The 20,106-nt window shown below is 64.9% G+C and carries 23 protein-coding genes; 9 read left to right on the top strand and 14 right to left on the bottom strand.

Annotated elements, in window-relative coordinates; translation table 11 throughout:
• Positions 1-10: 10 nt before the first annotated feature.
• The 5 genes from KY496_RS23295 to KY496_RS23275 all read right to left on the bottom strand — a co-directional run bounded on the left by KY496_RS23295 (position 11) and on the right by KY496_RS23275 (position 5,000).
• Positions 11-220 (bottom strand): DUF2970 domain-containing protein, encoded by a 210-nt coding sequence (locus KY496_RS23295; RefSeq protein WP_071360350.1) that lies wholly within the window; start codon positions 218-220, stop codon positions 11-13.
• Positions 213-788 (bottom strand): cytochrome c oxidase assembly protein, encoded by a 576-nt coding sequence (locus tag KY496_RS23290; RefSeq protein WP_219862652.1) that lies wholly within the window; start codon positions 786-788, stop codon positions 213-215. Before KY496_RS23290 ends, KY496_RS23295 begins: the two co-directional genes overlap by 8 nt.
• Positions 789-906: 118 nt before the next feature.
• Positions 907-2,520: a cytochrome c oxidase subunit I gene (gene ctaD / locus KY496_RS23285; RefSeq protein ID WP_005668117.1), complete on the bottom strand. Its 1,614-nt coding sequence runs from the start codon at positions 2,518-2,520 to the stop codon at positions 907-909.
• 15 nt (positions 2,521-2,535) lie between these two features.
• On the bottom strand, positions 2,536-3,732 hold the full coding sequence (gene coxB / locus KY496_RS23280) for a cytochrome c oxidase subunit II (protein WP_184235524.1): 1,197 nt from the start codon (positions 3,730-3,732) through the stop codon (positions 2,536-2,538).
• Between the two features lie 350 nt (positions 3,733-4,082).
• Complete coding sequence (locus tag KY496_RS23275; protein ID WP_219862650.1) at positions 4,083-5,000, bottom strand: methyltransferase domain-containing protein; 918 nt, start codon at positions 4,998-5,000, stop codon at positions 4,083-4,085.
• 60 nt (positions 5,001-5,060) lie between these two features.
• Between KY496_RS23275 and KY496_RS23270 the strand changes: the two genes are divergently transcribed.
• Both KY496_RS23270 and trmL read left to right on the top strand, forming a co-directional pair.
• Positions 5,061-5,780 (top strand): ComF family protein, encoded by a 720-nt coding sequence (locus tag KY496_RS23270; RefSeq protein ID WP_184235530.1) that lies wholly within the window; start codon positions 5,061-5,063, stop codon positions 5,778-5,780.
• 22 nt (positions 5,781-5,802) lie between these two features.
• A complete protein-coding gene (gene trmL, locus KY496_RS23265; RefSeq protein ID WP_219862648.1) occupies positions 5,803-6,273 on the top strand; it encodes a tRNA (uridine(34)/cytosine(34)/5-carboxymethylaminomethyluridine(34)-2'-O)-methyltransferase TrmL in 471 nt (156 codons plus the stop codon).
• 15 nt (positions 6,274-6,288) lie between these two features.
• Here trmL and KY496_RS23260 read toward each other — a convergent pair whose 3' ends face one another.
• The 4 genes from KY496_RS23260 to KY496_RS23245 all read right to left on the bottom strand — a co-directional run bounded on the left by KY496_RS23260 (position 6,289) and on the right by KY496_RS23245 (position 9,186).
• On the bottom strand, positions 6,289-6,786 hold the full coding sequence (locus tag KY496_RS23260; RefSeq protein WP_219862647.1) for a hypothetical protein: 498 nt from the start codon (positions 6,784-6,786) through the stop codon (positions 6,289-6,291).
• Positions 6,787-6,875: 89 nt separating this feature from the next.
• A complete protein-coding gene (locus KY496_RS23255) occupies positions 6,876-7,433 on the bottom strand; it encodes a dihydrofolate reductase family protein (protein WP_219862645.1) in 558 nt (185 codons plus the stop codon).
• A 13-nt stretch (positions 7,434-7,446) separates the two neighbouring features.
• Complete coding sequence (locus KY496_RS23250; protein ID WP_219862643.1) at positions 7,447-7,944, bottom strand: cupin domain-containing protein; 498 nt, start codon at positions 7,942-7,944, stop codon at positions 7,447-7,449.
• A gap of 63 nt (positions 7,945-8,007) precedes the next feature.
• A complete protein-coding gene (locus KY496_RS23245) occupies positions 8,008-9,186 on the bottom strand; it encodes a GDSL-type esterase/lipase family protein (RefSeq protein WP_219862641.1) in 1,179 nt (392 codons plus the stop codon).
• 150 nt (positions 9,187-9,336) lie between these two features.
• Between KY496_RS23245 and KY496_RS23240 the strand changes: the two genes are divergently transcribed.
• The gene (locus KY496_RS23240; RefSeq protein ID WP_229520347.1) at positions 9,337-10,731 is read left to right on the top strand and encodes an FAD-binding protein; all 1,395 of its coding nucleotides are present in this window, start codon (positions 9,337-9,339) and stop codon (positions 10,729-10,731) included.
• 28 nt (positions 10,732-10,759) lie between these two features.
• Positions 10,760-11,125: a hypothetical protein gene (locus tag KY496_RS23235; protein WP_219862639.1), complete on the top strand. Its 366-nt coding sequence runs from the start codon at positions 10,760-10,762 to the stop codon at positions 11,123-11,125.
• Between the two features lie 8 nt (positions 11,126-11,133).
• On the opposite strand, the gene KY496_RS23230 is transcribed toward KY496_RS23235, so the two are convergent.
• Both KY496_RS23230 and KY496_RS23225 read right to left on the bottom strand, forming a co-directional pair.
• Complete coding sequence (locus KY496_RS23230) at positions 11,134-11,607, bottom strand: adenylyltransferase/cytidyltransferase family protein (protein WP_005668097.1); 474 nt, start codon at positions 11,605-11,607, stop codon at positions 11,134-11,136.
• A gap of 21 nt (positions 11,608-11,628) precedes the next feature.
• Positions 11,629-12,813: a PilT/PilU family type 4a pilus ATPase gene (locus KY496_RS23225; protein ID WP_219862638.1), complete on the bottom strand. Its 1,185-nt coding sequence runs from the start codon at positions 12,811-12,813 to the stop codon at positions 11,629-11,631.
• A 154-nt stretch (positions 12,814-12,967) separates the two neighbouring features.
• Here KY496_RS23225 and KY496_RS23220 point away from each other — a divergent pair, with 154 nt between their 5' ends.
• Complete coding sequence (locus KY496_RS23220; protein WP_184235541.1) at positions 12,968-13,909, top strand: LysR substrate-binding domain-containing protein; 942 nt, start codon at positions 12,968-12,970, stop codon at positions 13,907-13,909.
• Here KY496_RS23220 and KY496_RS23215 read toward each other — a convergent pair.
• The 3 genes from KY496_RS23215 to KY496_RS23205 form a co-directional block, all read right to left on the bottom strand.
• A complete protein-coding gene (locus KY496_RS23215) occupies positions 13,887-15,557 on the bottom strand; it encodes a mechanosensitive ion channel family protein (protein ID WP_219865161.1) in 1,671 nt (556 codons plus the stop codon). The genes KY496_RS23220 and KY496_RS23215 overlap by 23 nt on opposite strands.
• A gap of 223 nt (positions 15,558-15,780) precedes the next feature.
• Positions 15,781-16,353: a PEP-CTERM sorting domain-containing protein gene (locus tag KY496_RS23210; RefSeq protein ID WP_219862636.1), complete on the bottom strand. Its 573-nt coding sequence runs from the start codon at positions 16,351-16,353 to the stop codon at positions 15,781-15,783.
• A gap of 28 nt (positions 16,354-16,381) precedes the next feature.
• Complete coding sequence (locus KY496_RS23205; RefSeq protein ID WP_219862634.1) at positions 16,382-17,884, bottom strand: PhoX family phosphatase; 1,503 nt, start codon at positions 17,882-17,884, stop codon at positions 16,382-16,384.
• Positions 17,885-18,193: 309 nt separating this feature from the next.
• Between KY496_RS23205 and ubiA the strand changes: the two genes are divergently transcribed.
• The 4 genes from ubiA to KY496_RS23185 are packed head-to-tail and all read left to right on the top strand — an operon-like array spanning position 18,194 to position 20,081.
• Positions 18,194-19,048: a 4-hydroxybenzoate octaprenyltransferase gene (gene ubiA / locus KY496_RS23200; RefSeq protein ID WP_219862632.1), complete on the top strand. Its 855-nt coding sequence runs from the start codon at positions 18,194-18,196 to the stop codon at positions 19,046-19,048.
• Between the two features lie 44 nt (positions 19,049-19,092).
• The gene (locus tag KY496_RS23195) at positions 19,093-19,413 is read left to right on the top strand and encodes a YqjD family protein (RefSeq protein ID WP_005668083.1); all 321 of its coding nucleotides are present in this window, start codon (positions 19,093-19,095) and stop codon (positions 19,411-19,413) included.
• A gap of 1 nt (position 19,414) precedes the next feature.
• The gene (locus tag KY496_RS23190) at positions 19,415-19,795 is read left to right on the top strand and encodes a phage holin family protein (protein ID WP_219862630.1); all 381 of its coding nucleotides are present in this window, start codon (positions 19,415-19,417) and stop codon (positions 19,793-19,795) included.
• Positions 19,782-20,081, top strand: coding sequence for a hypothetical protein (locus KY496_RS23185; RefSeq protein ID WP_219862629.1), 300 nt, complete (start codon positions 19,782-19,784; stop codon positions 20,079-20,081). The genes KY496_RS23190 and KY496_RS23185 overlap by 14 nt, the downstream gene beginning before the upstream one ends.
• Positions 20,082-20,106: the final 25 nt, after the last annotated feature.

The raw sequence follows: 20,106 nt of genomic DNA, 5'->3' as shown, positions 1-20,106 counted from the left end.
GTTGTTGCGTCTATGTCGCCGACACTGCGAACCGCACCGCCAGCATGATCAGTCCGATGAAGATCGCGACCCCGATCAAGCCGGCGACGATCACGTGGATCGGGTTCAGGTTGGCGGCATCGCTCTCGTAATCCTTGCGCTTGCGTACGCCGAAGAAGGACCAGAACACGGCCTTCATGGTGGCGAGAAAATTCGCCTTGCGCTGGTGTGGCTTATCCATTCTTCGCCGATGCCGCCGGCGCCGCCGCCGCCTTGAACGCGCCGCCGATCTCGAAGAAGGTGTACGACAGCGTGATGTTCTTCACTTCGCGCGGCAGCTTGGGATCGATGAAGAACACCACCGGCATCTGGCGCGCCTCGTTCGCGGCGAGCGTCTGCTCCTGGAAGCAGAAGCAATCGACCTTCATGAAGTGCGGCGTGGCCGACTGCGGCGCATAGCTCGGGATCGCCTGGGCCTTGACCGCCCTGCCCTGGGTGTTGACCACCTCGTACATGACGGTGGCCAGCTCGCCCGGGTGCACGTCGATGCTGCGCGTGGTCGGGCGGAAGCGCCACGGCCCCTGCGAATTGCTGTCCAGTTCGATCGTGATGGTGCGCGACGTATCGACCTGGGTATTGGTCGGCGCCGCCACGAACTCGCCCTTCTGGGTCAGCACGTTAATGCCGAGCACCTCGCAGATCTGGCGATACACCGGCACCAGCGCATAGCCGAAGCCGAACATCGCGATCGCCACCACCACCAGCTTGCCGAGCGTGGTGCGGTTCAGGCGCAGGAGCTTGCTGTTCATGGCCGCCTCCCGAGTCAGCTCAGCAGCGTGAACTTGACGAACACGCTGGCGAAGAAGAACAGCGCCAGGCCGCCCACCCACAGGGCGGTGCGCAGATTGTTCGGTTTACGCGGGCTCATCATTTCACCAGCGGCGGGTGTTCGAAGGTGTGGAACGGCGCCGGGCTCGGCACGGTCCACTCCAGGCCTTCCGCGCCTTCCCACGGCTTGGCTGGCGCCTTGGCGCCGCCGCGGATGGTCGGCAGCACCACCGCGAACAGGAAGTACACCTGGCTGAAACCGAAGCCGAAGGCGCCGATCGACACGATCATGTTGAAGTCGGTGAACTGCACCGCGTAGTCGGCGTAGCGGCGCGGCATGCCGGCCAGCCCCAGGAAGTGCATCGGGAAGAAAGTGATGTTGAAGGTGATGAGCGAGAGCCAGAAGTGGATCTTGCCGCGGCCTTCGGGATACATATGGCCAGTCCATTTCGGCGCCCAGTAATAGAAGCCGGCGAACAGCGCGAACAGCGAGCCGGCCACCAGCACGTAGTGGAAGTGGGCCACCACGTAATAGGTGTCGTGCACCTGGATGTCGATCGGGGTCACGGCCAGGATCAGGCCGGTGAAGCCGCCCATGGTGAACACGAAGATGAAGCCGACCGCGAACAGCATCGGGGTCTCGAAGGTCATCGAGCCCTTCCACATGGTGGCGACCCAGTTGAACACCTTCACGCCGGTCGGCACCGCGATCAGCATGGTGGCGTACATGAAGAACAGCTGCGAGGTCACCGGCATGCCGGTGGTGAACATGTGGTGGGCCCAGACCACGAACGACAGGATGGCGATCGAGGCGGTGGCGTACACCATCGAGGCATAGCCGAACAGGGGCTTTCTCGCGAAGGCCGGGATGATCTGCGAGACGATGCCGAAGGCCGGCAGGATCATGATGTAGACCTCGGGGTGGCCGAAGAACCAGAAGATGTGCTGGTACATGACCGGGTCGCCGCCGCCGGCGGCATTGAAGAACGAGGTGCCGAAGTGGCGGTCGGTCAGCGTCATGGTGATGGCGCCGGCGAGCACCGGCATCACGGCGATGAGCAGGTAGGCGGTGATCAGCCAGGTCCAGCAGAACATCGGCATCTTCATGAGGGTCATGCCCGGCGCGCGCATGTTCAGGATGGTGACGATGATGTTAATCGAGCCCATGATCGACGAGGCGCCCATGATGTGCATGGCAAAGATCGCCATGTCCATGCCGATGCCCATCTGGGTCGACAGCGGCGCATATAAAGTCCAACCCGCCGCAGTCGCCCCGCCCGGCACCAGGAAGGAACCGGCCAGCAGCAGCGCGGCCGGCGGCAGCAGCCAGAACGAGAAGTTGTTCATGCGCGCGAACGCCATGTCCGAGGCGCCCACCTGCAGCGGCAGCATCCAGTTGGCGAAGCCGACGAAGGCCGGCATGATCGCGCCGAACACCATCACCAGGCCGTGCATGGTGGTGAGCTGGTTAAAGAATTCGGGACGCACGAATTGCAGGCCGGGCTGGAACAGCTCGGCGCGGATCATCAGCGCCAGCACGCCGCCCGAGAGCAGCATGACGAACGAGAACCAGAGATAGAGGGTGCCGATGTCCTTGTGGTTGGTGGCGAACAGCCAGCGGCGCCAGCCGTGTGGATGCTCGTGGTGTTCGTCGTGGGCGTGGTCGTGGCCGTGTGAGTGATCGTGGCCGTGGTCGATCGTCGTGGTGCTCATGTCGTTATCCCTGCATTATTTGCGTGCGGCCAGGACTTCGGCCGGTTGAACGATATTTTCCGCAGCCTTGTTCGACCAGGTATTGCGGGTATAGGTGATCACGGCGGCGATCTCGGTATCGGACAACTGTTTCCAGGCCGGCATCTCGGTCGGGAACTTGCCGCTCTTCTGGCCATTGAGCAGGATGTCGATCTGGTGCGCCTTGTCGCCCAGCACGTTCGGCGAACCGTCCAGCGCCGCGAAGGCGGCGGGCACGCCCTTGCCGTTGGCCTGGTGGCAGGCCACGCAGTTGGCGGCATACACCTGCTCGCCGCGGGTCTTGAGCTCGTCGATGGTCCAGGTCTTGGTCGGATCGTCGGCCAGCGCCGCCATTTCCTTCTTCTTGCCCTCGACCCAGGCGGTGTACTCGGCGTCGGTCACCACGCGCACCACGATCGGCATGAAGGCGTGGTCCTTGCCGCACAGCTCGACGCAGTTGCCGCGGTAGACGCCGGTCTTCTCGGCGCGGAACCAGCCGTCGCGCACGAAACCGGGGATGGCGTCCTGCTTGATCGCAAACGCCGGAATCGTCCAGGCGTGGATCACGTCGTTGGCGGTGAACACCATGCGGATTTTCTTGTTCACCGGGACCACCATCTCGTTGTCGACCTCGAGCAGGTAGTTTTCGGTGCGCGCCTCGGTCGGCTTGACGCCCGGCTCGCCGATCTGGGAGCGCGGCGTGGCCAGGTTCGACAGGAAGGAGATGCCTTCGCCCTCGCCTTTCAGGTAGTCGTACCCCCACTTCCACTGCATGCCGGTGGCCTTGATGGTGAGGTCGGCGTTCGAGGTGTCCTTGAGGGCGACCACGGTCTTGGTCGCGGGCAGCGCCATGCCGATGACGATCAGGAACGGGACGATCGTCCAAGCGATCTCGACGGCGGTGGATTCGTGGAAGGTGGCGGGCTTGTGGCCGAGGGATTTGCGGTGCTTGAACACCGAATAGAACATGACGCCGAACACGCCGAGGAAGATCACCAGGCAGACGATCATCATCCAGTTGTGCAGGGAATAGATGTCGGCGCCGACGGCGGTGACGGGGGCCTGCATATTGAGCTGGTGCTCGAGAGGCCGGCCCGTGAGCGGCTGTTGCTGCGCCAGGGCTGGCGTGGCGCCGGCTGCTGCGAGTACGGCAAGGCCGTACAGCACGGCCTGAAGTCGCGTTGCATATGTCATGTATGTCCCCAACCACCCTAAAAATAAGAATATTTTTAAACGGGCCCAGCAATTTCGTGAACGAACCGTGCCCGCTCCTACTGATCGCAGAGGGCTTGCCGGGTCGTCCCGCGAAATTGCGCTGCGGAATGGTGGGAAACCATCTCGCCCACCTGGCAATACGTTGCTGCCAGGACCGGGCGACTCTGCGACTGCTGCAATTCTTTTTTCTACTTTTCGTCCGAATCTGCCGCTTTTTTAAGCGATTCTATTGGCCGGACGGAAAAAATAGCAATTGATTATATCTAAAGCACTAATTTTTATTCAAGGAAAATCGGCCGTCTTATCAGATATGCCATGCGAGGCGGATATCAGGGCTTGCGGGGCTGGAAGCGCACGATGGATTCACCCGAGGCGGTGGTGCGCGGCGCAGGGCGGAAGGCGTGGCCGTAGATGACTTCGAAGGTCAGGCCCAGCTTGCCGTCCGGGCGGCGTTGCGCCTCGAGGGCGTCGAGCAGGCGCTGCCAGGCCGCGCGGCCGATCAGGCCGCGGCGGCGCGATTCCAGCGGGTTACCGCCCAGCGCCCGCACGTCGGCCAGCAGCGCCTGCGGCGTGTCGTAGGTGACGGTGATGCGTTCCATGTCCATGACGGGCGTCGAGAAGCCGGCCGCGACCAGCTGGTCGCCGAAGTCGTGCATGTCGACGAAGGGCAAGGTGTGCGGATAGGCGTCGAGCGCGGCGAAGGCGGTGCGCAGCTCGGTGAAGGTATCAGGGCCGAAACAGGAAAACATCAGCAGCCCCTCCACCCGCAGCACGCGGCGCCATTCGGCGAACACGCGGTCGGGCAGCGGGTGCCAGTGCAGCGCCAGGTTCGACCACAGCAGGTCGAGCGAGTTCGGTCCGAACGGCAGGTTGCCATAGTCGCCGCACAACACGTCGACACCGGCCTTGGCCGGCATCAGGCGGGTGAGCAACTGGTTCAGCGCGCCGCCCTGCGATACCGGCCCCCTGGCCGCGCGCGCCATGGCCCCTGCCCCGTCGAGGCCCAGGATCTGGGCGGCCGGGTAGGTCTTCTGCAACAAGCCCAGGTCGGCGCCGGCGCCGCAACCCGCATCCAGCACCTGCCTGGGAACGATCTTCACCAGGCTCAGGCGCTCGTGCATGCGTTCGGCGATCTCGCGGCGCAGGAAATCCGATGGCGCGATGCGTGCGGGACGCGCGAACAGCTCGCGCACGCGGGGCAAGTCGATCGGGGCGCTCAGCCTGGACGGGGATTGAGGAGAAGCCATGGGATGCAAGTCGAGATGAGATAATGTTGGCAGTTTAACCGGTTGTGGGAAGTCGAGCCGATGCTGGACCTTCGCGCACTGCCCGGCCGCCTGCTGGGCGCCATGCTGCCGTCCGCCTGCGCCTTGTGCGGAGCTTACTCGGGCCGGGCCGTGTGCCCCGCTTGCGAGCAGGCCTACGTCCTGCCCGTGACGCGCTGCCCGTGCTGCGCCAATCCGGCAGGCAGGGCCGACCTCGGCCGGCATTGCGGCGCCTGCCTGGCCGACAGGCCCGCCTTCGACGCCACCGTGGCCGCCTGCGATTACGCGGCACCGCTCGACGGCTTGGTGCTGCAGCTGAAGTTCGGGGCCCAGCTGGCGCTGGCGCCGTGGATGGCGCGCGTGCTGCACGGCGCCGTCGCACATGCGGCGCCAGCGTTGCCCGACGTGCTGTGCCCGGTGCCGCTGGGCCCGGCCCGCCTGGTCGAGCGCGGCTATAACCAGGCGCTCGAGGTGGCGCGGCCGCTGGCCGGCGCGCTGCGCGTAGCCATAGCGCCGCGGCTCTTGCAGCGGGTGCGCGAAACCCCGGCGCAGTCGAATGCCGCGCCGGGCGAGCGCAAGAAGAATGTGCGCGGGGCGTTCGGGGTGAACGCCGCGGGCGACGTGCGCGGACGCCATGTGGGCGTGGTCGACGACGTCATGTCGAGCGGGCATACGCTCGATGAAGTCGCGACCGTCCTGAAGCGGGCCGGCGCCGCGCGCGTCACGAACTTCGTGTTCGCGCGCACACCGCCGCATGCATGAATTATCACTGAGGAGAAGTACCTTGTTTCACGTCGTCCTGGTCGAACCAGAAATCCCGCCGAATACCGGCAATGTGATCCGCCTGTGCGCCAACGCCGGCGCCCAGCTGCACCTGATCGAACCGCTCGGCTTTCCGCTGGACGACGCCAAGATGCGCCGCGCCGGGCTGGATTACCACGAGTACGCCAATATGAAGGTGCACAAGGACTGGGATGCCTTCCTGGAGGCGGTCAAGCCCGATCAATCGCGCATGTTCGCGCTCACCACGCATGGGTCCTCGCCGTTCGCCGAGGCGCACTTCCAGCCGGGCGACGTGTTCGTGTTCGGGCCGGAGTCGCGCGGCCTGGCGCCGGCGTTTCGTGAGACCTTCCCGCCCGCGCAGCGCATCCGGCTGCCGATGCGGCCGGATAACCGCAGCCTGAATTTGTCGAACACGGTGGCGATCGTGGTGTACGAGGCCTGGCGGCAGAACGGTTACCTGGGCGGGGCCTAGATTCGACTGCGGCAATCAGTGCGCGGCATGGTTACGCGCAAGTACCTCATCCAGCACCACTGGTTCGCTGCCGCCGTCAGGCGACGTCGGAACGCCACCAATACGTCGCAGACGTGTCGGATCGATTAGAATCTTGCCGTCTCGTTCAATTGCAGGAGACCAGGAGACTGATCCTCCTTCTTCGTTGACGACGATCCGCTTTTCGGTCACCGGAAAACTTGGTCCCCACTCACCGATACGGGACCTGAACCGCCGTGTCTCCCCTGAAGCCACTCCGCGATAAACACGGTCGATCTTCACATCCATCATTTGACAGCCGCTCGCGTTCGATATGCAGACCGTCTGCGATCCGTCTGGACGCCGCTCTACCACCGGACAAGGCGGAGGACAGCCTTCGGTGCCGGACGGCTGCAGGATGACTCGTTGAACGTGGCCAGTAAGCAGCACGTCCTGTGCTGAAGCGATTGAACTGACGCTTAACGCGACGGTTGCCAGCAGTCGGAAATCGATCATGTGCATTCCCTTTGGAAGCGTCGATATGAAATTTTTATGTGGACCGGATAACTGCTGCGTAGGTTGGGATCCGACTGCGCATCGCCGACTCAGCGCGCGCGTCGGTAGTGCATGGCGACCGCACCGTTGAGGAATGGCTTCGCCGAGATCAATTCCAGTCGTCGGGTGCGGGGCAGTCCGGTCTCGTACAGGGTCGGCCCGTGCCCGGCGATCCTGGGGTGGACCAGTAGCTTGTATTCGTCGATCAGATCCAGCCGATCCAGCTCGGTCGCGAGCTTGCCACTACCGATGAGCACGCCATTCGGCGTCGCGTCCTTGAGCTGCTGCACGCCCGCACCCAGCTTGCCGGCGATGTGGTGGCTATTGGTCCACGGGAAGTCGGTGCGTGTCGAGGACACCACGTACTTTGGCTTGGCTTCCAGCTTGAGTGCCCACTCGCGCATCGCCGGCGGCGCTTCCACAGCGCCCATGGCGACCGCAGGCCAGTATTCCTCCATCATCTCGTAGGTGACGCGGCCCCACAGCATCGCCCCGCTCTCGTCCATGAGGCGGGTGAAGAATGCATGGGTCTCGTCGTCGGCGATTCCTTCCTGGTGGTCGACGCAGCCGTCCAGGGTGATATTGATACTGAAGGTCAAGAGTCCCACAGTAACCTCCGTATTACGCCAGGCGAGCGATCAACTCCGCATGCCCGGGCCAATCCCGCTTGAGGACGCTCGCATCCCCGATCTCGAATTCTTCGAACTCGAAGCCCGGCGCCACAGTACAACCCACCAAGCTGTAACCATCAGGCTCTTCACATTCCGCGGCGAACCAGCGCCCGGCAGGGACGAGCGCCTGGAACTGCGCGCCATCATGCCGCAATGGATGTCCGAGTCTGAGAACGCTGAGTCCTCCCTCTGGCTCCAGGACGTAGATTCGAATCGGCACACCATCATAAAAATGCCACATCTCGTCCGACCGGATCCGATGCCAGGTTGAGCGCTCCCTTCCGCGAAGAAGGTAGTAGATCGCCGTCGAGGCAGAACGGCTGACCGCGTCCACTTCCCTGTTCACGTGGTGTTGACTTCGGTATGTCTCCTTGAAATGCCCCCCTTCCGGATGCGGCATGAGCGACAGCAGAGAGATCAGATTGTCTGAACTGGTTTCAAGAGTCATGGGCGTCTCGCGGGTCAAGAGGTCGTAGTTTCTCGGAAGCTTATATGCCGACACAGGGATAAATCAAACTCGGGCCACTCCTTCCCCAAAAGTCCCGGCACGGAACGCCAGCGCGCAAAAGCGTTCGCCGATCAGGCGATGCGCTTCCGCCTCGGGATGCAGCTCGTCGGGCAGAGGATAACGCGCATTGTCCTCCAGGCCGTAAAGCTCCCTGCCGTCGAGGTAATGGATATTCGCATCGGCCGGCGCCCGCTGCTGGACGATCTTCTGCAACTGCTCGCGAATCACGCTCAGGGTCAGCTTGCCCTGCCGGCGCTCGGCGTCGTTGCCCATCGCCCGGAACAGCAACGTGCCTTTTTCCAGCGCCTTGCCGTCGAACATGGTGGGCCCCGGCGTCGTCTCATGGATCGGGCACCAGGTCGGAGATATCACCAGCAGCGGCGTCGTTGGATGCCCCTCCCTGATCGTGTCGAGAAAACCGTGCACGGCCGGCCCGAAGGCGCGCAATCGCATCGCGTCCGTGTTGACGAGGTTGATCCCCAGCTTGAGGCTGATCACGTCGGCCGGCAGGTCGCGGATCGTGCGCGCCGTGAACGGGTCCAGCAACGCGCTGCCACCCAGGCCGAGATTGAACAGGTCGACGCCGGCCAGCCGCGCGGCCACGGCCGGCCAGATGCCGGTCGGGTTGGTCGCGTTCGAGCCCTGGCTGATGGAGCTGCCATGATGCAGCCAGCGGCGCTTGCCGGACGCCGACAGCGGCGCGACCGGCGCATCCGCATCCAGCGCCACCAGCTCGGTCGTCTCGTCATGCGGCAGCCAGATCTCGATGGTCTTGTCGCCCGGCGGCAGGCCGGCAAAGCGCAGCCGCTGCGGTTCGCCCGGCAGCATCTTCGCCGCGCCGGACAGCACGTCGATGTCCATGACCTTGCCGCCCGGCGCGCTGGCCTGCTGGGCCAGGTCGCCGTCGACCAGCAGGTCATAGATGCCGTCCGGACGCGGCGCCATGGCGCCGTAGCGGCGCTTGGTCGGCAAGACGATCAGTTCCACGACCGTCGCCGCGGTGCGCAGCGCGACGCGCACGCCGGAAGGCTGCGCTTCCACCATCGCCAGTTGCGGATCCTGGCACTGGGCGCGTGCCCATGCGGGCAGGCGGTGCGGCAGCAGGCCCGCTTCCGTGCGCTCGAGTTCGACGGCGCCATGGACCAGGTCCGGCGTGATCGGTGAATGGAAAGGCAGCGTCATCGCGGTATTCCTTGGAGTATTTATGCAGCGCTCATTATAGGGACCCCAGCCGTTGACACCGGCGTCGCCGATGCGTAGTTTGCTTATCCTTTGCCTATCCTCTGCTCATCCATTGCCTGCCCTGGAGATCGCCGCGTGCCGAGATCGCCGATGCCCTCCCGCCGCCGCCTGGCGCTCGCCCTCGCCGCGCTCGGCCTGCCCGCCCTGGCCCGCCAGCCGGTGGTGAACGACGCGACGCAGCTCAACCCGGTGAACGTCGAGCGCATCCTGGTTCCGCGCACGGTGGACGAGATCGTGGCCGCGCTGCGCGCGCACCCCGGTCCGGTCTCGATCGGCGGCGCCCGCTACAGCATGGGCGGCCAGATCGCCGCCGACCGTTCGCTGCATCTGGACATGCGCGGCTTCGACCAGGTCATCCGCTTCGTGCCCGCCGAGCGCAGCATCACGGTCCAGCCAGGCATCACCTGGCGCCGCATCCAGGCCGTCATCGACCCGCACGACCTGGCGCTGCAGGTGATGCAGTCGTATGCCGATTTCACCGTGGGCGGCTCGCTCGGCGTCAATGCCCACGGCCGCTACGTCGGGCAAGGCCCACTGGTGTCGAGCGTGGAAGCGATCCGGCTGGTGCTGGCCGACGGCACGGTCATTGCCGCCAGCCCCACCCGCAACAGCGAGCTCTTTTACGGCGCGATCGGCGGCTACGGCGGCATCGGCGTGATCGTCGAAGCGGCGCTGCGCCTGGCCGACAATGCAGCTCTCGAGCGACGCTCGCGCGTGATGCCGCTCTCGGACTACCGGCAATTCTTCACGGCCCGTATCGGCACCAATCCAGATGCCGTGATGCACAACGCCACCCTGTACCCCGACGATTACACGCTGGTGCGCGCGGTGACCTTCGAGCGCACCCGCCGCACGGTGACGCTACCGAACCGCCTCACCGCCATCGGCGGCGACTACCGCATCGAGCGCCGGCTGCAGGAAGTGATCTCGGCTTCGCACTGGGGCAAGGAGCTGCGCCGGCGCGTCCTCGAGCCGCTGCTCTATTCCACGGATTCGGTCGAGTGGCGCAACCACCAGGCCGGCCTCGACATCCATTCGCTCGCGCCGCTGGCCGGCGCCGGGACCGCGTACGCGCTGCAAGAGTATTTCGTGCCGGTAGCGGCGATGGAACGCTTCGCCGAGCGGCTGCGCGCCATCCTGCGCCAGCACCAGGTGAACGTCATCAACGTTTCGATCCGCCATGCGCGCAAGGACCCCGGCACCCTGCTGGCCTGGGCTCGCAGCGACGTGTTCGCCTTCGTGCTGTACTACCGCCAGCAGACCGCGCCGCGCGACCGCGACGCGGTGCGTACCTGGACCCGCGAACTGGTCGATGCCGCGATCGCATTGGACGGCTCCTACTACCTGCCCTACCAGATCCACGCGACCGTCGAGCAATTCCACGCCGCCTATCCGGATGCCGAACGCTTTTTCGCGCTCAAGCGCAGGGTCGACCCGGCGTACAGGTTCCGCAACAAGCTGTGGGACGCGTACCATACGGGCTGAATCCAACCATGAAACGAAAGCCAACACCATGCTGATACGTGTCTTCACGACCGACGACCAATCCGAACCTACCCTGGCCATGGAAACGCAGGTCGATGCCGCCGCGCTGATGGCGATGGCGCAACCGCGCGCAGCCGAGGCGCGCGAACGTGGAGCCGAATGGACCGCGGGCGCCATCCCCTTCTTCGTCCAGGAACTGGTCGATGCGCTGCAAGCGGGCAAGCCCGCCCAGGAAATCGAGATGCAGGCGGCGAACGCCGCGATGGCCGCCTGGCTCTACGACTCGGTCCACGATGGCGTGAGCGCGGACGTCTTCGCCGGATGCGACCTGGTGTTCACGCAGTCGGCGGGCGGCGTGGTGCAATACGACCGCCTGCCTGCCGCGGCAGGCTGAAGAAACGGTCAGCCGCGGATCCGCGCCACCAGCTTGGTGGTCGAGCGGTCATGCTCGAAATCGATCGCCACCGCCCGGCCGCCATAGGCCAGCACCGCCTTGCCTTCGGGGATCTGGTCCATCACGTAATCGCCGCCCTTGGCGTAGATGTCGGGCCGGCCTTCCTGCACCACTTCCAGGGCCGTGTCCTCGTCGAACTCGACCACCAGGCTCACCGATTCCAGCGCCGCCAGCACCGCCATGCGGTCGGCCAGCGTGTTGTGCGGGCGATCGTCGCCCTTGCCCAGGCGCTTGACCGAGGCGTCGGTGTTCGCCGCCACCACCAGCGAACCGCCTAGCTCGCGCGCCTGCGCCAGATAGGTCACGTGGCCGCGGTGCAGGATGTCGAACACCCCATTGGTCAGCACGACCGGTTTCGGCAATGCGGCGATACGCGCAGCCAGCTCGGCGCGCGTGCAGATCTTGTTTTCGAATGCAGGCATAAAGTAAAAATAAAACGGATATCAGGGTTTGGGCGGTTCGTCGTCGGGTTCTTCCTCGATCGCCATCGACAGCTCGGCCGGCCGCGCGGCAGCGGCGCCCGGCTCTCGTCGCTCACCCGACAGCTTGATCTGCAGGCGCAGGCCGTTGGCCGAGTCGGCATTGCGGATCGCCTCGTCGTAGGCGATCAGGCCCTTGTTGTACAACTCGAACAAGGCCTGGTCGAAGGTGCACATGCCCAGTTCGCGCGACTTGTGCATGATCTCCTTGATGTTCTGGAAGTTCCCTTTGAGGATCATCTCGCCGATGGTCGGCGTGTTCAGCAGGATCTCGATGGCCGCCTTGCGGCCCTTGCCATCCTCGGTGCGCACCAGGCGCTGCGAGACGATGGCGCGCAGGTTCGACGACAAATCCATCAACAGCTGATTGCGCCGCTCCTCCGGGAAGAAGTTGATGATCCGGTCCATCGTCTGGTTGGCGTTATTGGCGTGCAGGGTGCCCAGGCACAGGTGGCCGGTTTCGGCAAAGGCGATCGCATGTTCCATCGTCTCGGTGTCGCGGATCTCGCCGATCAGGATCACGTCCGGCGCCTGGCGCAGCGTGTTCTTCAGCGCGTGATGCCACGACAGGGTGTCCACGCCCACTTCGCGGTGCGTCACCAGGCAATTCTTGTTCTTGTGGACGTATTCCACCGGGTCTTCCACCGTGATGATGTGGCCGGCCGAGTTGCTGTTGCGGTAGTCGATCATTGCCGCCAGCGTGGTCGACTTGCCGGAACCGGTGCCGCCCACCACCAGCACCAGGCCGCGCTTGGTCATCACCACGTCCTTGAGCACCTCGGGCAGGTCGAGCTTTTCGAAGTTGGGAATCTCGGACGCGATCGTGCGCACCACCATGCCCACGCTCTGCTGCTGCACATAGACGTTGACGCGGAAGCGGCACACGCCCGGCAGGGAAATCGCAAAATTGCACTCCATCTCGGCCTCGAACTCGGCGCGCTGGCGCTCGTTCATGATCGACAGCGCCAGCGCGCGCGTGACTTCGCCGGTCAGGCGCTGCTGGCTGAGCGCTTTCATCGCCCCCTGGTGTTTAATGCTTGGAGGAAAGTCAGCCGAGATGAAGAGGTCGGAGCCGCCCTGGTGGTACATCACCGTCAGGAGCTTGTGTATATAGGCCTGGGCTTCCGCCGGGCCGAACGTGGAGGACATGCGGGCCTTTCAAAAATTGCAGGCTTGTAGCCTCTCGGGCAATTATATCGACTATGATTCTCGTTAAACTATTATTTCATGGCTAAAACGGGTCTGCCGCCCCGGTCCGCCGCCCCCGGCGCCGGCCACGGTGCGCTATCCGAAACATATAAACATGACACTGACCGAGCTGAAATACATTGTCGCCGTTGCGCGCGCCAAACACTTCGGCCATGCCGCCGAAGCCTGTTTCGTGGCCCAGCCCACCCTGTCCGTCGCCATCAAGAAGCTCGAGGACGAGCTGGGCGTGACCCTGTTCGAGCGTGGCGGCTCCGAAGTCTCCGTGACGCCGCTGGGCGCCCAGATCGTGGCCCAGGCCGAGCGGGTGCTGGAACAGACCGCCGCCATCAAGGAACTGGCCAAGCAGAACAAGGATCCGCTGGCCGGCCCGCTGCGCCTGGGCGTGATCTACACCATCGGGCCCTACCTGCTGCCGCCGCTGGTGAAGAACCTGATCGACACCGTGCCGCAGATGCCGCTGGTGCTGCAAGAGAACTACACGCATAAACTGCTGGAGCTGCTGCGCCAGGGCGAGCTGGACGCCGCCATCATGGCGCTGCCGCTGCCCGACCACGGCATGTCGGTGCAGCCGCTGTACGACGAGCCGTTCATCGTGGCCATGCCGAAGAGCCACCCATGGGCCGGCCGCAAGGAAATCTCGGCCGAAGACCTCAAGAGCGAAACCATGCTGCTGCTGGGCGCCGGCCACTGCTTCCGCGACCAGGTGCTCGAAGTGTGCCCGGAAATGGCGCGCTTCTCGGCGCCCGGCAACGGCATGCAGCGCACCTTCGAAGGCTCGTCGCTCGAGACGATCCGCCACATGGTCGCCAGCGGCATCGGCCTGACCGTGCTGCCGCGCGCCTCGGTGATCGACCTGCAGGATCCGAACGGCCTGCTGACCTATGTGCCCTTCCTGCCGCCGGCGCCGTCGCGCCGCGTGGTGATCGCCTGGCGCAAGAGCTTCACCCGCCGCGCCGCGATCGACGCGGTGGTGCGCGCGGTGGGCGAATGCCATCTGCCGGGCGTGGACATGGTCACGCTCGAGGCGGCGGCATAGTCTTATCCAGCGTCACCAGGCCTGCATCCTCTCCCCCCTCGCCAGGACCACCCGGCTGTTCCCGGGCGCCGGCCTGCTCCCGCGAAAACACGATCTTCTGGGTCGGGAAGGCGAAGGGGATGCCGGCCGCTTCCAGCCGCTCGTGGATCTTCAGTAGCAGCGTCTCGCGGATGATGACCTGGGTGTCGAACTCGCTCACATTGATGTACGACCAGACATCGATGTTGAAGGCCCGGTCATTGATGCTGCCCAACCGCGCGCGGTGGCCCTCGGCCATGTTCTTCTCTTCCGTCAGCACCTGCTGGACGATGCTGATCGCCTCCTTCAGCTTGACCGACGGGGTGCCGAGCGGCACCGCGATGGTCGGGTTGAACAGGAAACGGTCGCGCGCCGCGAAGTTCTCGATCTGGCGCGCCGACAGGTCGCCATTGGGAATGGTGACGACGGTGCGCTCGCCGGTGCGGATGCGGGTCGAGCGGATGCCCACGTCCTCCACGGTGCCCACCACGTCGCCGACCTTGACGAAGTCGCCCACCTGCAGCGGCTTGTCGGCGATCACGGTGACGCTGCCGACCAGGTTTTCCACCGTCTTCTGGGCGCCCAGCGCCAGCGCGATACCGCCGATACCCAGCGCCGCGATACCGGTCGTGACGTCGATGCCGAAGGTGCCGAGGATGGCGACGGCCGAGAATGCCAGCAACAGGATCTTGGCGGCGCGGCGCGCCAGCGTGATCACGGCCACCACCTGGCGCCGCTGGCTGCGCTGCATGCGCGCGGTGGCCATTTCGGCGACCGCATCGATCAGCCGCAGGCCGAACCACACCAGCGCGATGACCGAGACGATGTCGGTATAACGCAGCAGCGTCGTGCGCGCGACGATCGACACCGGCAGTTCTTCGGCCCAGTTGTAGAACAGGGCAACCGCGATCAGCAGGCTGGCCGGCGGCAGCGCCGCCTCCATGAAGCGCACCAGGCCGTTGGCGCCCGCGTCGGGTACCAACCTGCGTATGGCGGCGACGATCAGGGCCGCCACCATCCACAGTCCGCCAAAGAGCAGCACCCCGAGTCCGACCAGCATCGCCCAGTCCTTCAGCGGCGCGCCGGCGACGACGAGTTCATTCTTGTCGGGCGCCTGCACCACCGGCTCCTGGCGCGCCGCCTGCGTGACCTGGTCGATCGTCTCGCGCGACACGCGCCAGACCTGGTGGTCGCCGTCCTGGCCGCGAGTCAGCAGGATCGGCACCTTCCTGTCCTGGATGGTCAGGACGCCGACGTTTTCCTGCTCGGCCGGCAAATCGTCGTCGATCTTGCCGATCGCCTCGTTCGACAGCGCGACGAACGGCGACAGCGAACCGCCGTTGTCCAGAAGCGCATGGAAGTTGCGCGCCTGGGTAATGGCGTTGGTGCGCTGGCGGTTACTGCCGGCCGGCATGTCGAGGTACTGGGCGGCGCGATCGTAATCGGGCTCGGCCAGGGCAGAAATCAGGCCCGAGACCATCGAGCGCGGCGTCTCGCGCTTGAGCGGATCGGGAATGACTTCCTCGGCGGGCGGCGCTTCTTCGGCCTGGCCGGCGGCGAAAGCGGTCGATGACAGTGGCGCCGCCAGGGCGATCAACAGAAGAAACAGGAAACTGAACGAAGCACGCATAAGCAAGTCGACTCCTCTGACTGGGCATCTGGCTGATGCGGAACAAAAACAAGGCTGAAAATGAAAGCGGACATCCTATGTCCGCTTTCAAGCAAGTCTAGCATCCGGTCGAGTCTGTCCCTCGCACTATTGCCCTGCTTCTACGTTCATTTCACCGCCAATCCCGTCCAATGGGCGGCAAATACCCGTTCTTCGCACACTTGCGCGTCTACGCTATCGGTTTTCAATCGCGCTTGCGGCGGCGCGCCAGCAGCAGGCCGGCCAGCAGCGGCAGCACCATGGCCACCGTCGACGGTTCCGGCACCTGCGCCACGATCGAGAAGGTGTCGCCGGCCGACAGGCCGCTGGTGTCGAGCAGCCAGTCGCTGCGGCCATCGACCATGGTCGGATTGCCGAACAGGACGTCGGCCGTCTCGCCGTTGGCGAACTTGATGACGGCGTTATTGCCCGAGTAGCTGGCCGCGGCGCCGGAGAACGAGGACACGCTGCCCGCGCTTGCGTAGCCGATGCCCTGCAGGCCGAAGTTGAACTGGTACATCGACAGGCCCACCAGGTTGCGGACGATGGCGCTGAAGCTGAGCGGCCCGGCCAGGTCGGCTTCTTCCAGCACGAAGTTCAGCGTGGTGGTGCTGAAGTCGCGCAGGTCGAGGTCGAACGACACCACGCCGGCTTCGCTGTAGTCGGTCACGAGATTGGCGCCGCTGCTGCTGGTCAGCACGACGGCGCTGGCGGAGTGCGAAAAGGCCAGCGCGCCCAGGGCGATGGCGGAGGCGGCGACGAATTTGTGCATGCTCATGTTCGTTTTCCTTTATAAAAAGTGACGGTTACAGCGGGCCCTTGGCCCACGGGCCCGAGATCGCGAAGGTCACGCCCGGGGTCTGGATGTTCACGAACAGGTAGCGGCCGGTCGGATCGAAGCAGGCGCCGGCGAATTCGTTGCCGCGCCCGTCGCCGGCGAGCGAAGTCAGCTTGCCGGCGCCCTGCAGCTGGGCCGCCGTCAGGTTGATGTTGTTCTTGGCGAAAATGTAGGCGTCGCCCGCGCTCGTCAGGCCCATCAGGCGCTGGCCGTAGCCGAAATGGTCGGTGATCGCGCTCGACGAGTCTTCGCAGATCAGGATCGCGTTGCGCGGGCTGACCGTCAGGTTGTCGCCCATATTGCCCACCAGCTGGCTCGGGCTCGAATAGATGCATTTCAGGGTCTGGCGCGCCAGGTCGAGTTCCCAGATCGCTCCGCGGTTGATGTGACCACCCGAGGTGTCCATCACGTACATCTTGCCCTGGGCGTACCAGATGCCTTCGCCGCGGTTCATGCGCAGCGCGCCTTTCATCCATCCCTGCACGAAGGGGCCGGCGGCGTTATTGATGGTCTCGCCGCCCGGGCCGACGCCGCTGCCGCGATTGGCGTCCGGATTGGCGATCGGCACCCACTCCAGCTCATAGGTGTCGTCGACCGAGGCCACCGCCAGGTTGACGTTGTTGCGGCCCTTCACCTTGGCCATCTCGAGCACGCCGCCCATGGCCAGCGAGCCGGGCGCGCCGGTCTTCACATCCGGGATGTAGCGGTAGAAGCCCGACTTGCCCGAGGAATCCTCGGTCAGGTAGACATTGCAATTGCTCGGGTCGACGGCGGCGGCTTCATGCGCGAAGCGGCCCATGTTGACGATCGGCTGGCCGCTGACCTGCTGCGGATCGGCCGTCACCTCGAACACATAGCCGTGTTTCTTGCCGCCGGCGCTGACCGTGTCCGAACCGACCTCTTCGCAGGTCAGCCAGGTGCCCCAGGGGGTGATGCCGCCGGCGCAGTTCTGCTGGGTGCCGCCCAGGCTCGGGGTCATGCTGACCCAGTCGCCGTCGCGGAACACCAGGTTGGTGGTGCCGCCGCAGGAACGGTTGCCCGAACTGCCGCTGACGTTACCGGTGTCATACAGGCCATAGGCGTTGATGAAATTGACAGCGGCACTGCCGCTGATTTCATGATTGCGCACCAACACTTGCTCCGTGTTGCGACCGACCTTGCGCGTGACGATCACGCCCATGCCGTCATGGCCGCCCGGGCAGGGACGGCCGTCGCTCATGGTGTCGCCGCGCCAGCCATAGCTCTTGTAGCTGAAGCCCGGCGGCAGTTGCAGCAGCGGCAGGCCGGTGGAGAGGTCGTTGACCGGAGCGATCGGGCCATAGGGGCTGTCGACCAGGGCGGTCGCGCCATTGGCCGCGAGCGCTTCGCGGGCGTGCAGCGCGGCGAAGGCGCCGACGAAAGGCAGCGCGGAGGCGCCGGCCATGCCCTTGAGCAGGTTGCGCCGCGAAGGCGACATATCGTGTTCGTTCATCGAGATGCTCCAAAGAGTAGGAATCGAGCCGGTGGTCCGGCGTCTGGTGTCGTTGGCCGCGCCCACGCATCGGGCCCGTCCTGTCCCGCCACCCCCGGCAGGACCGATGCATTAAAACAAACAAAAATGTCAAATTCATGACGACAAAAAGACAACAATCATGTATTCGCCACGCATTGAATACATGGCGTTGTCATGCACGAGGGATGGCGCCCGTATGGACGGGGACGGAATGGGCGCGCACGGATAAACCGGCTAGAATCGCTGTCTTCTGCTCAACAATTCTTGCCTGTCAAGACGCGATTCACCATGAACAAGCTGGCGCTCTACTTCCGCCTGGTCCGGGCCGACAAGCCGATCGGCATTCTCCTGCTGCTGTGGCCTACCCTGTGGGCGCTGTGGATGGCGTCCGGCGGCGTGCCGGACCTGCAGGTGCTGGCGATCTTCGTCGTCGGCACGGCGCTGATGCGCTCCGCCGGCTGCGCCATCAACGACTACGCCGACCGCGACTTCGACCGCCACGTCAAGCGTACGGTCGACCGCCCGCTCACCAGCGGCAAGATCAGCGGCAAGGAAGCCGTGATGGTGGCGGCGGTGCTGGCCATCGTGTCCTTCCTGCTGATCCTGCCGCTGAACGCACTGACCAAGCAGCTGTCGGTGGTGGCGGTAATCGTGGCCGGCACCTATCCTTATTTCAAGCGCTTCTTCGCGATTCCCCAGGCCTATCTCGGCATCGCCTTCGGCTTCGGCATCCCGATGGCCTTCGCCGCCGTGCAGGACCAGGTGCCGGCCGTGGCCTGGTGGCTGCTGGTAGCCAATGTGTTCTGGGCCGTGGCCTACGACACCGCCTACGCCATGGTCGACCGCGACGACGACCTCAAGCTCGGCATGCGCACCTCGGCCATCACCTTCGGGCGCTTCGACGTGGCCGCGATCATGCTGTGCTACGGCGCCTCGCTGGCGATCCTGCTGCTGTGCGGCTGGTCGCTGGGCCTGCGCTGGTGGTTCGTGGGCGGGGTGGCGGTGGCGGGCTGCATCGCGCTTTACCACTACACCCTGATCCGCGATCGCGACCGCATGAAGTGCTTCAAGGCGTTCCGCCACAACAACTGGCTGGGCGCCGCACTGTTCATTGGTGTCGCGCTCGACTATGCATTAGGTTAATATTGTCCAAAAGGCATTCACCCACCACACACAAGAGGCCCAAGATGATCGAAAAAATCCCGACCCAGACCGGCACCCGCGACCAACTGGTCAGCGACCTGAAGACCGTGATCCACGACGCCGAATCGTGGCTGCGCAACGGCGGCCAGCTGACCGGCGAAGAGCTGAAGGCCGCCAAGGTCAAGTTCGAGCAGACCCTGGCCTCCGCCAAGACCAGCCTGATCCACGCCGAAGAAACCGTGGTCGAGCGCACCAAGGTCGCCGCCAAGGCCACCGACGAGTACGTCAAGGACAATCCGTGGAAGTCGGTCGGCCTGGGCGCAGCCGTCGGCGTCGTGATCGGCATGCTGATCGCGCGTAAATAAAATGACGATCTCCGCGACCGTCGGAAGGATAGGATCCAACCTGCTCGCCATGGTGCGGACCAGGTTGGAACTGGCAGCCATCGAGCTGCAGGAAGAGACGCACCGGCTGATCGGCTATCTGGCCTGGGGCGTCGCGGCCGCCTTTTTCGCGGTGGTCGCGGTGTTGCTGGCGATCCTGTTCGTGCTGGTCCTGTTCTGGGACACCCATCGCCTGCTGGCGATCGGCGTCATGACGGGGCTGTTCGCTCTGGGCAGCCTGCTCGCCTTCTTCAAGGTGCGCGGCGACCTGGCAACCCGTCCGCCGCTCATGGCCGCCACGCTGGCCGAACTGCGCAAGGATGCGCAAGCCGTCAAAGGAGAGCCGATCGATGAGCAGCAATGACACCCTGGCGGCGCGCCGCCGCCTGCTCGCCGCCCAGTGCGCCGAACAGCGCGCGCTGATGGCGCACGACGTGGCGCTGCTGCGCCATCCGGCCGAACTAGGCGGCGCCCCCGGCTACGTGGCGCAGCACAAGACCGCCGTCCTGGCCGCCGCCGGCCTGGGACTGGGCTTCCTGATCACCAAGCCGAAGTGGGTGGTCGGCGTGGTGACCGGCGCCCTGTCCGCCTACAAGCTGGCGCAGAAGGTATTGCCGGTGCTGGGCTGGAGGAAGTTCGAGATCCACTGATCCGGTGCGCGTGAACGCGCCGACC

The organism is Massilia sp. NP310, assembly GCF_019443485.1.
Lineage (GTDB): Bacteria > Pseudomonadota > Gammaproteobacteria > Burkholderiales > Burkholderiaceae_D > Telluria > Telluria timonae.
Note: the sequence above shows the minus strand (reverse complement) of the source record. Positions and strands in the feature narration are given on the sequence as shown.

Excerpts from the sequence above, each read along its gene's own strand:
- KY496_RS23295 (WP_071360350.1), bottom strand. The coding sequence starts at position 220 with ATGGATAAGCCACACCAGCGCAAGGCGAATTTTCTCGCCACCATGAAG.
- KY496_RS23290 (WP_219862652.1), bottom strand. The coding sequence starts at position 788 with ATGAACAGCAAGCTCCTGCGCCTGAACCGCACCACGCTCGGCAAGCTG.
- ctaD (WP_005668117.1), bottom strand. The coding sequence starts at position 2,520 with ATGAGCACCACGACGATCGACCACGGCCACGATCACTCACACGGCCAC.
- coxB (WP_184235524.1), bottom strand. The coding sequence starts at position 3,732 with ATGACATATGCAACGCGACTTCAGGCCGTGCTGTACGGCCTTGCCGTA.
- KY496_RS23275 (WP_219862650.1), bottom strand. The coding sequence starts at position 5,000 with ATGGCTTCTCCTCAATCCCCGTCCAGGCTGAGCGCCCCGATCGACTTG.
- KY496_RS23270 (WP_184235530.1), top strand. The coding sequence starts at position 5,061 with ATGCTGGACCTTCGCGCACTGCCCGGCCGCCTGCTGGGCGCCATGCTG.
- KY496_RS23260 (WP_219862647.1), bottom strand. The coding sequence starts at position 6,786 with ATGATCGATTTCCGACTGCTGGCAACCGTCGCGTTAAGCGTCAGTTCA.
- KY496_RS23250 (WP_219862643.1), bottom strand. The coding sequence starts at position 7,944 with ATGACTCTTGAAACCAGTTCAGACAATCTGATCTCTCTGCTGTCGCTC.
- KY496_RS23245 (WP_219862641.1), bottom strand. The coding sequence starts at position 9,186 with ATGACGCTGCCTTTCCATTCACCGATCACGCCGGACCTGGTCCATGGC.
- KY496_RS23240 (WP_229520347.1), top strand. The coding sequence starts at position 9,337 with ATGCCCTCCCGCCGCCGCCTGGCGCTCGCCCTCGCCGCGCTCGGCCTG.
- KY496_RS23235 (WP_219862639.1), top strand. The coding sequence starts at position 10,760 with ATGCTGATACGTGTCTTCACGACCGACGACCAATCCGAACCTACCCTG.
- KY496_RS23230 (WP_005668097.1), bottom strand. The coding sequence starts at position 11,607 with ATGCCTGCATTCGAAAACAAGATCTGCACGCGCGCCGAGCTGGCTGCG.
- KY496_RS23225 (WP_219862638.1), bottom strand. The coding sequence starts at position 12,813 with ATGTCCTCCACGTTCGGCCCGGCGGAAGCCCAGGCCTATATACACAAG.
- KY496_RS23220 (WP_184235541.1), top strand. The coding sequence starts at position 12,968 with ATGACACTGACCGAGCTGAAATACATTGTCGCCGTTGCGCGCGCCAAA.
- KY496_RS23215 (WP_219865161.1), bottom strand. The coding sequence starts at position 15,557 with ATGCGTGCTTCGTTCAGTTTCCTGTTTCTTCTGTTGATCGCCCTGGCG.
- KY496_RS23210 (WP_219862636.1), bottom strand. The coding sequence starts at position 16,353 with ATGAGCATGCACAAATTCGTCGCCGCCTCCGCCATCGCCCTGGGCGCG.
- KY496_RS23205 (WP_219862634.1), bottom strand. The coding sequence starts at position 17,884 with ATGAACGAACACGATATGTCGCCTTCGCGGCGCAACCTGCTCAAGGGC.
- ubiA (WP_219862632.1), top strand. The coding sequence starts at position 18,194 with ATGAACAAGCTGGCGCTCTACTTCCGCCTGGTCCGGGCCGACAAGCCG.
- KY496_RS23195 (WP_005668083.1), top strand. The coding sequence starts at position 19,093 with ATGATCGAAAAAATCCCGACCCAGACCGGCACCCGCGACCAACTGGTC.
- KY496_RS23190 (WP_219862630.1), top strand. The coding sequence starts at position 19,415 with ATGACGATCTCCGCGACCGTCGGAAGGATAGGATCCAACCTGCTCGCC.
- KY496_RS23185 (WP_219862629.1), top strand. The coding sequence starts at position 19,782 with ATGAGCAGCAATGACACCCTGGCGGCGCGCCGCCGCCTGCTCGCCGCC.